The organism is Vibrio sp. 10N.261.52.A1 (genome assembly GCF_002876325.1).
Taxonomy (GTDB): Bacteria; Pseudomonadota; Gammaproteobacteria; order Enterobacterales; family Vibrionaceae; genus Vibrio; species Vibrio chagasii.
On the sequence record NZ_MCYD01000524.1, the window covers coordinates 1 to 330 of the forward strand.

Annotated in this window: 1 protein-coding gene; it reads right to left on the reverse strand. The window is 56.4% G+C overall.

Annotated elements, in window-relative coordinates:
- Positions 1-330: VCBS domain-containing protein (locus tag BCT81_RS07045; RefSeq protein ID WP_198596853.1), on the reverse strand; the 330-nt coding region annotated here is incomplete at both ends.

Here is a 330-nt window from a genome sequence, read left to right on the forward strand (position 1 = left end):
GTCGTTTTCACCCGTAATGGTGATCGTCGCCGTCGTTGACGTCGTGCCTAGAACATTGCCCTCGTCATCTTTTTCTACCACATCGTAGCTGTAAGTAATGACCGAGCTTTCGCCTGTCGCCAGGGCGTTGTAGGCATTTGGATCTATGCTCAACGTGCCGTCCGCATTCACCGTGATACCGCTGTCATCACCGCCGGTTTTCACGACATTCGCAACACTCAGTTCATCGCTCGCATCCGCATCGCTGCTGTTCGACAGCAGGTTGAGGCTGTAAGCGGCATCCGATTCTGTCGCCGTCGTGCTCACGCCCGACACCACCGCGCCGTCGTT